Source organism: Lysinibacillus sp. NPDC093688 (genome assembly GCF_050280145.1).
Lineage (GTDB): Bacteria > Bacillota > Bacilli > Bacillales_A > Planococcaceae > Lysinibacillus > Lysinibacillus xylanilyticus_B.
Window position 1 is genome coordinate 1 of the sequence record NZ_JBNNUX010000074.1, and the last position, 8,915, is coordinate 8,915.

Consider the following 8,915-nt stretch of genomic DNA (forward strand, 5'->3'; position numbering starts at 1 on the left):
TCATTTAATAATTGAAGAACGTTTAATTTCACTTCAATCGTATGCTTACTTCGAGCCATAAAAAAACTCCCCTTAGATAAACAGATTTTATTTTTAAATCTGTCTACCTAATGGGGAGCATATCACTAAGGAAGGTGGCTAATTCTATGAACTTTAACTTGGTCTGCGGCTATGTTTGCGGCATGATTGTTGCTTTTGGCTGGATGTTAACGCATCCAGTCTTTTTTATTCTATAGTCAGTGTATCATATTTATTCTAAAAAACATTTTGTATAGTCTTAAATGAATGTTGCAATGTCATTTAGCGCTAAACGAGAAGAGCCGTGAGCCGGTGTTGCTGCTTTTCCGATGGCGATTAAGACAATTGGCACTAGATTGTTTGATAATTCAAAGCGTTTCGCAAAAGCCTCCTTATTGAAGCCACCCATTGTAACCGTATCATAGCCCATATCTTTTGCTAAAAGCATGATTTGCATAGAAATTAAGCCCGCATCAAATGTAGCAATATTTTTTAGAACTTCTTTAGGAAGGTTTGAATAAAGCTTTAATGAATTTTCAATCATCATATTTTTCGTTGCTTCATCCATGTAGCCAAGCTCGAAGTTTTTTGTATAGACTTCCTCTACGTTATTGTACATTTCAGTATCGCCTAATACCGCAATGATGGCAGAAGCAGTTTCTACTTGTTCCTGGTTATTAGCAATCATACGTAGTTCTTTTTTTACTGCTTCATCTTGGATTACTAAAAAGCGCCAAGGTTGTAAATTGCTTGATGAGGGAGCGGTTGTTGCCTCAACAAGTAATTCCTCTAATTCAGATTGTGGAATTTTAAAATTTGTCTCATATTTACGAACAGATTTACGATCGTGCATTACTTTATTTAAATAACTTTTAGTTGTAGTCATGTTAAAAAATCTCCTTTAATTTTGGTGAGATTTTTACTATACGATATCTTTTTTTAAATTCCAAGTAAATTGCTCGAATTAGAGAGTTTTAACTTCTTTCAGCGGGTATCCAAACACCCGCTGAAATATAGGAACTCAGTCTAAGAACGCCAAGTCCTGTGGCAACGACTGAGTGACCAACATCGTGTTGGCCTAAAGCCTCCGGCGGATGTCACGGAATCGGAAAGGAATTCTTAGAGGATGTTAGCCTAAAATCATCGCATCCATGCGATAACGGCTAACTGACCTGCATCGGCAAAAACGCCACGTCCTGTGGCATTACCGAAATGACCGACATCGTGTCGGCCCTCGTGCAGGCCTAAGCACAAAGCCGATTCCTGACGCAATTATGCCAAGGCATAATTGATTAATTACTTAAATTTAAATGCTTCGAAGTGAATGCTTAGATCTTTATTGCAGGTTTTCAATTGCTTGGCAAAATGTTTAAGCATTTTTTGGGGGCCACACATAAAAATACTCGTATGTGCTGGCACTGATAAATGTTCAAATGAAAGCCTGTCCATTTGGGCTGTATCAATAAAGTTCACTCTAAATTGTTGATTAGTTTGTGCATACTCCTGTAAAAATTCTTTATAGATAGCATTGTCTTCACCATGATAAGTATAAAATAACTCGATATTACGATCGACGGGCTGTGATTGCAAATAAGATAAAAATGGAGTAATGCCTATGCCACCTGCTATCCAAACTTGTTGTTGGGACGCATTTTCAAAATTAAAATGACCATAAGGACCATCAAGTGTGACTGGTGTATTCAGTTGAACGGTATCATATACTTTTTTTGTGAAATCACCAAGTACCTTCATAGAGATAAATACTTTTTTTCCATCGCCACCTGAAATAGAAAATGGATGAGGTGCCTTTTCAATGCCATCTTGTAAAATCTTGATAAAAATAAATTGTCCATGTCGATACGGTATTGTTTTATCAAGTGTTAGCTCCAGTTCAATAACATTGGGTCCCAATTTTTTGATCCCCGTAATGTTGCCATTATATTTAAAAAACATATCCTGATACATCGTCAACATATATAATGCTGACATAAATCCGATAGTCGCCGTTATTGCGGTGAAAATTCCTAAAGCTGTAGGCTGTAATAAATCGTATCTGCTTGAAAAATAGGCATGATAAATTCCGAATGTATAAGGGATAAGCAATAACCGATGAAAGATCCGCCAATGTTCATATTTTAGAAATTTAGCCAAAAGAGCAATTAAAATAAGCGCAATGAAACCATATTGACCAAGTGACCCTAGTTCTTTCGCAAATTCGCTGAATGAAGTTCTTTCTACTTTATCCAAGCGGGGGACTAGACCTTGTAATTGTCCATGGATAATCACCAATACTAGTGAAAATATTGCTATATATTTATGATAAAAATAAACATTCTCTAGCCCGTGGAACCAACGTTCAAAAGTTTTCATTCTTGTTGCTAATAAAAAGACAAGAAAGAAGCCCGTAATGGCCATGCCTCCAATGATGTGACTAAGCCTGTTAACAGCATGGATAGGCTCTATAGGTGTAGCAAAATACCACAGGTAAGCACTACTAGTCATTATTAGTATAATAAACAAAATTCCTTTGATAGATTTCATAAATAACCTCCAATACTCATTTTTATCTCTAATCATCCTATATATACAATAAGAACCTGAAATGTTTCTGATTTTTATGAGAGTTTTTCTCGAGTAGTCATAAAAAAAGGGGATTGTCTGTTCGGAATATATGTTCCCTTTCGGGGTGTAGTGTGATAAATTAAGAAAGGTAAAAATATAGAGACATAAGGAGTGGAAGTAAATCATGCAAGGGAATACACATATTATCGGAGGCATCACTGCAAGCCTTGCTTTTGCACAAATTTCTAATGATAATCCGCTTGTTTTAGTAGGAGCAGGCGTTATCGGTGCGTTACTTCCAGATATTTGCCATGGAGGCAGCAAAATCGGGAGGAAGTTTCCTATCATTTCAAAAATGGTCAATACTTTGTTTGGACATCGTTCCTTTACACATAGTTTGCTTTTTTTATTTTTGATTTGGATGCTACTACATACATTAATACCTTACGAATCCATTTCATTAGGTATTTTATTAGGGATGGCAAGTCATATTTTCCTTGATATGGGGACGAAGAAGGGTGTTAAGCTGTTCTTCCCAGTATCTATTTCAGTACGTCTACCAATTACTACAAAAACGGGTAGTAAAGCTGAAAAGGTAGTGTATATGATGTTAACAATACTTTCAGTTTTTTTTAGTTATGAAATTATTATTAAGCTTATTGATATCGTATAATCAAAGAAACCCAATACTAGAGTGAGATACTCCTTTTTAGGTAGACAGATAAATAAATCTGTTTATTTAAGGGGAGTATTTTTTTTTTCATTCAAGGGAGCATAAAGGATTGATTTTTTTTAGGAGATTTAAGGATTGATAGTATTGCTCATAAAAAAGGTTCGTCGAAAATGTAGCTTTACTTCGCTAGAGTCCTTAATCACTGCGCATTTTGCTGCATTTTCATGGAGTGTTTTTTCATGACCGAAAATATTAATCTTGTTGTTGACCTTTGTGTAACACAAACCTTTATAGTCAATATCAATAGAAATCCGGATCTTCAGAAGATTGTAATTATAAATGCGGGTGGGGGAGCTAATATGAAACGACAAACATTAATGCGAACACTGACTTTGTCTCAAGTTGTATTTTTAGGGATTGCGTGGAATAACCCGATGGTATTCTTCAACACATATGGAATCGCAACTGTCACTTCACAAGGTGTCATTATGGGGGCGTATATTATCGCTTTTCTTGCAATACTGTTCACTGCGTTTAGTTATGGAAAGATGGCAAAAGCATTTCCAATTGCCGGTTCCGCTTATACGTTCACTCAAAAATCAATTAATCCACAACTTGGGTTTCTTATCGGTTGGACAATCATGTTGGATTATATGTTGACACCAATGGTCACTTGTTTATTTTATTAAAAGTCAAGAACAAATAAATATTAACTGTACTATATCATCTTCAACAACCAATATTTTAAACATATAAAATGCCTCCATATAGTTAGTATTACATAATAAACTATAATTATTGATTCATTGTTTGAATATGCTTTGATTTCCTTGCTGTCAACTACCACTGGTTGTGTTGGAATCGAGTTAACCACACCATTACTTACTGTAATTGGAAAACCTGACAACATTTCAGATTCATATTCCGAAATTTTTTCACTGAAACCATTGGAAAGTGCAAGTACTAGAGCCACTCCTATGATTCCCACACTGGATGCAAATGCAGTTAATCCTGTTAAATTTAAGAAAAAACGGATATGCTTCTTTATTGGTCAAAGAAACGATAAATAAATTAGAACAGGAAGAAAACTGTAACAACTTTTTCCTTTATAGTGATATTGGGATAGAATTTTACAAAGGATTAGGTTTTATTGTACTACCTAATGATAGTCAAAAATATAAAGACAGTGTTTGTATGTATTACTCAAAAGAAAATGATATCGACTCCATATCACTTGATATCCCCGATTACTTTTAATGCACATCCTTATTGAAGTAACGGAGGCGTTAATTTAAGATCATTGAGTTGCATATGCAGCTCTTTTTTTCTTTATTGAACTCCCATGAAAGAATTTAATCATCTTTCATTTTCTGTGGTGAAGAGCTTATTTTTGCGCTACATGAATGGCTAACGGGGCAGTTTAGTTGAAGAAGAAGGGTTTTAGGGAATGGTATTGAATAAGTTAATATATTTAAATTGTTACTTGAGGGCGATATGACAATAAAGAACATTTGTGCCATAACAAAATTATAGAAATCAACCTTGTATCGAGCACTTGATAAAAGAAAAAATAGGGGATACTTATGAAAATAGAGCGCTTATTAAAAATTATATTTATTTTATTGAATAAACAAAAAGTGACAGCTGAGGAAGTTGCCAAACATTTGGCTGTCTCAACCCGAACAGTTTATCGAGATATGGATACTCTATCACTTGCTGGATTTCCAATCTATGCCGAACAAGGAAATCTCGGGGGATATCGCCTAATCGAAGATTATTATTTTCCTCATAGTTACTTTACAGAAGAGGATTTACGTCTAATCAAGGAAACACTAACGAGTACGATGACTTTACATACTGACAAGGCGTTACAGAATATCCTTGCAAAAATAACCTTACTTAATGAGTCCAAACCAGAAAATTCAATTGATTTTTCTTTCTTAAATAAAAAGGACGGAGTTAAGGTAACCGATATTCGACAAGCGATTAAAGATAAAAAGTGTCTTACTTTTTCTTATGCAAAAAAAGAACAGCTTGAAACTAAAAAAGTAAAACCAATTCAAGTATTCTTCTATCATTTGAGTTGGTACCTGTTCGGTTGGCCAGAAAATGAGACGAAACCAAAATTTTATCGTTTATCCCGAATACATGAACTGAAAGTTGGTAATTCAGTATTTACCGAATACTTTGAATACTTAGACGGTTATCAGGAATTTTCAAATTGGATGAAATCATTAGAATCAGAAATAGTTAAAATCGAAATAGTTTTACGATTCCCTCTAACCAGTTCTCAAGAGGTGTTTGATTCGTTTCCCGAAACAAACATTGACAAAAGTGGCGTTGACCATTTACTAGTTAGAATTTCTTATCCTGATGAAGAGTGGGTTGTAAAGTTAATTCTTAGTTTTGGATCCCAGGTCGAAGTCCTTTCGCCCAAGAGTTTTAAAAATAAAATAATGGCTCATATAGAAAAAATGACTCGAATTTATTTTACCTAACTTGACAATTAGTTGTCAGGTTAGTGATGGTATATTATGTTTAAGAGTTGTTACTAACTCCGCAAATTTTAACGAAAGAAGATGAAATAACTATGGTGCTGAAAAGCGATTTAAATCTTTTAAGTTGGACAGAAACAGAACCCGTTCATTCCATTGCTCAAGCAACAGCTGAATATTCAATCGAAGGAGAATTTAGTGGGATCTTGCATTCAAACTATACGATTTTTTATTCGGAATATAATAAAGAAGATATCCATAAATCAACATCAACTTTTATTGGATACAGCTTTTTTGAAAGTTCAGATAATAAAATAGTTGATAGTATGTTCTTTGAAGAAAAAGGAATCTTTGCTGAAGGCGTCACTTCTGGAAAGTTGAAAAGTAAGATGGCCAATGGAAATTATTTTTTAGAACAAGGAAAAATGATCATCACAATAGAAAAAAAGAATAGCTAAAACTGAACCAGAACAACTTTGAGTATTATTTAAATGTTGTTCTGGTTTCTATTGGATTCTCTGTACAAATGATACACTGACCCCTAGTATTGCATACTGGTGCGATAACTAATGGTGGGGTAAGAGTGAAAGTGCTAAAGAAAGAATTGATTTATACATCAAACAAAAAAAAGAACAAACCTTCTTGGACTAACGGGGTGCTTTGCTTGAAGATCATTGAGTTGCATATGCAGCTCTTTTTTTCTTATTGAACTCCCATGAAAGAACGCAACCATCTTTCATTTTCTGTGGTGTAGTGTTAATTTTACACGACATGGATGGCTAAGGCTAACGGGGCAGGTTAGTTGAAGAAGGATTAGAATAGAAGAACAAAATTAAATAACATTAGACCTTTGAGTGAAATGAAAGTTTTTTATTACTAGGAAATTTACAAGTATTAATAGAGTTTTATAAAAAATTAAGTCTTATACTTTATAAAAGATAATAGAGCAGCTTTATTGAATTAATAATGAAGAAGAGAGTTGGATTGGATATAGGTAGGGAAGGCTCAGAAATCCCTTACCACGCTTCATAAAAACATATTGCATTTAATGTTGATTTAGAGGGTTTAAAGAAAGCTAAAATTTCGTTAAAATAGCATGGAATCATTGCAAAAATAGGAGAACGCTCAATATATAAAAAGATTGAGCGTAGTATTTTGATCCTAAAAAGGAATTATTTAACCTGTATTCACTTAAGACAATAATAGAATTTCTATTACTCTTCTTTTTTTAGATTCAAGAAATTACTAATTACCTTTACATATTCATTTTTTGGATATTTCTTATATAAATCGCTGGATAATCGAATCGGGTCGCCAAAAAAGTATCGCTCATACTGGGTTTGTCTTGTTCCAAATGAACTCATCGTTAGATCCCAAGCTAAACGAAATATTTTTACTCGTTCCACTGCGGTCTTAGTAGCTCCTTGAAGATAAAAATCTAAGTCATTTCTAATAATAGAATGAAATGCTTTCTCGGTTGGCAATGTAATCATTCCACTAGCTCCGACAAGCTGGATAATTTCAGTGAAACGAGGATAGATTTTAGGAAAGATGTTACCAGCAACTTGAAGCGGGAAAATTTCTGGACGCATATATCCCCATTCATCTAATTTTGCGTTATTTTCCGATTTTTCTAATAAGGCTTTCATCGTTTCTAGACCAATGATGATTTCTGACATCTTTTCTTGGATATGGTGATACTCGCTTATATTAATCGTTTCGATAAGTAGCTCAGCAATACCTAAGACGAACTCTGTTTTTACAATTTGTCTAGTTAATACTTGGTGCTTAGTAAAGGGATGGAAAGAGCTTTGATTTGGGAATTCTTCGGCTACTTCTGCATTGTTGTAATAAAATACCCTATTCCAAGGTACTAATACATTGTCAAAGACAACGATAGAATCCATTTCTTCGAACCGCGAGCTTAATGGATAATTAAAAGAAGATTGTCCGCCGCTGAATGTTTCCCTACAAATAAACTTTAATCCTTTTGTGTTAGAAGGGATCGAAAAAGCAAAAGCTTCATCTTCATTAAATAGAAATTTACCTACGCTAAATACTAATACTTCATCTGTTAAACCACCTTGAGTAGCAAGAAGACGTGCACCTTTAATGATGATTCCTTTTTCATTTTTATCAATAACTTTTGCGGCGATTGGCTCATCCGTATTTTCAATGTAGATATAAGAACGATTCACTTGAGGAGAAATAAAGGTATGTGTAAACGACAGGTCCTTTTCCCTAGCCAATTCATAAAATGCTTGCAGATTTTTTGGAAAACATTTGTCCTTATTATTTAAAAAGGATACTGAAGAGGCAAAGCTCATTAAAACTGTGTTCAAATAATCTGGGCTTCTTCCCATGATACCCCCTGAATACCTAGCCCAATGTTCAATCATCTTTCTTCTTCTTATTAAGTCCTCTTTCGTTTTTGGTTGCAAATAGGAAAGACCAATAAGCTCTCCTGATGCTGGAGAAATAAAAGTCATCTCATCTTTTATTTTTGGATCATGTTGCAAATCATAAAGATCCGCTTTGGACTGAATAAGACCTTTGAAGACAGGGTGCTCAGATAACAACCCCTCAATTTTTTCACCGTCGTACCAAATTTCATTATTTAGCTGATTTAATCGGTTAATGTAATCTTTTCCGTTAATAACCCCCATGTTCCACCCCCAAATTTTAATTGATATTTAAATAAAATTATTCGTTTATAGCTGTTTTAACAAGTAAATTCGTCGAATATTTTATTACTATTACTAAAATTATTCTATGTAACTTGAGCATGCTAATATTCTTTCTTTAACTAGTGCAGCATGATAGTTGAACAATAAGGAAATATCGAAAGAATTGGAGTAACTAATTTGATATTACCTCTGAATGTGGTATCAGAATTTTTGAAAGGGAGGGCGCCCTACAGTAATCTTCTTACTTACGTAGAAGAAATTATTAAGCAAAATACTTAAAAAAATTGTTATTCCATTAAAGGGCGCGATTCTGTAACAAGGATCAGCGCTCGTTTTCATTAAAGGGCCATTTAATTGAATAACACTTCTAAATTAAAAATGGTATTGGTATGTCAACACTAAACTGGACAAAAATTATAAGGACTGTTGCTTGAATTCCACTGGTGTTAAATAGCCTAGTGTTCCGTGAATTCGAATGTT

Annotated in this window: 8 protein-coding genes; 4 read left to right on the forward strand and 4 right to left on the reverse strand. The window is 34.1% G+C overall.

All coding sequences use genetic code 11. The annotated features are described in order from the left end of the window. Window positions 1-277: 277 nt before the first annotated feature. Together ACQKN2_RS24585 and ACQKN2_RS24590 are read right to left on the reverse strand one after the other, a co-directional pair. Window positions 278-904, reverse strand: a complete 627-nt coding sequence (locus ACQKN2_RS24585) for a nitroreductase family protein (RefSeq protein WP_427417261.1) — start codon at window positions 902-904, stop codon at window positions 278-280. A gap of 410 nt (window positions 905-1,314) precedes the next feature. Then, the gene (locus ACQKN2_RS24590) at window positions 1,315-2,559 is read right to left on the reverse strand and encodes a ferredoxin reductase family protein (RefSeq protein WP_427417262.1); all 1,245 of its coding nucleotides are present in this window, start codon (window positions 2,557-2,559) and stop codon (window positions 1,315-1,317) included. 205 nt (window positions 2,560-2,764) lie between these two features. Between ACQKN2_RS24590 and ACQKN2_RS24595 the strand changes: the two genes are divergently transcribed. From ACQKN2_RS24595 to ACQKN2_RS24610, 4 genes are all read left to right on the forward strand, one after another. Beyond that, window positions 2,765-3,253: a metal-dependent hydrolase gene (locus tag ACQKN2_RS24595; protein WP_323646538.1), complete on the forward strand. Its 489-nt coding sequence runs from the start codon at window positions 2,765-2,767 to the stop codon at window positions 3,251-3,253. Between the two features lie 239 nt (window positions 3,254-3,492). Further along, on the forward strand, window positions 3,493-3,942 hold the full coding sequence (locus ACQKN2_RS24600) for a hypothetical protein (protein ID WP_427417263.1): 450 nt from the start codon (window positions 3,493-3,495) through the stop codon (window positions 3,940-3,942). An 894-nt stretch (window positions 3,943-4,836) separates the two neighbouring features. Beyond that, window positions 4,837-5,751 (forward strand): helix-turn-helix transcriptional regulator, encoded by a 915-nt coding sequence (locus tag ACQKN2_RS24605; RefSeq protein ID WP_427417264.1) that lies wholly within the window; start codon window positions 4,837-4,839, stop codon window positions 5,749-5,751. A 92-nt stretch (window positions 5,752-5,843) separates the two neighbouring features. After that, window positions 5,844-6,206, forward strand: coding sequence for a hypothetical protein (locus ACQKN2_RS24610; RefSeq protein WP_427417265.1), 363 nt, complete (start codon window positions 5,844-5,846; stop codon window positions 6,204-6,206). A 756-nt stretch (window positions 6,207-6,962) separates the two neighbouring features. On the opposite strand, the gene hpaB is transcribed toward ACQKN2_RS24610, so the two are convergent. Beyond that, window positions 6,963-8,414: a 4-hydroxyphenylacetate 3-monooxygenase, oxygenase component gene (gene hpaB, locus ACQKN2_RS24615; protein ID WP_427417266.1), complete on the reverse strand. Its 1,452-nt coding sequence runs from the start codon at window positions 8,412-8,414 to the stop codon at window positions 6,963-6,965. 435 nt (window positions 8,415-8,849) lie between these two features. After that, window positions 8,850-8,912, reverse strand: coding sequence for a hypothetical protein (locus ACQKN2_RS24620; RefSeq protein WP_427417267.1), 63 nt, complete (start codon window positions 8,910-8,912; stop codon window positions 8,850-8,852). Between the last annotated feature and the right edge of the window lie 3 nt (window positions 8,913-8,915).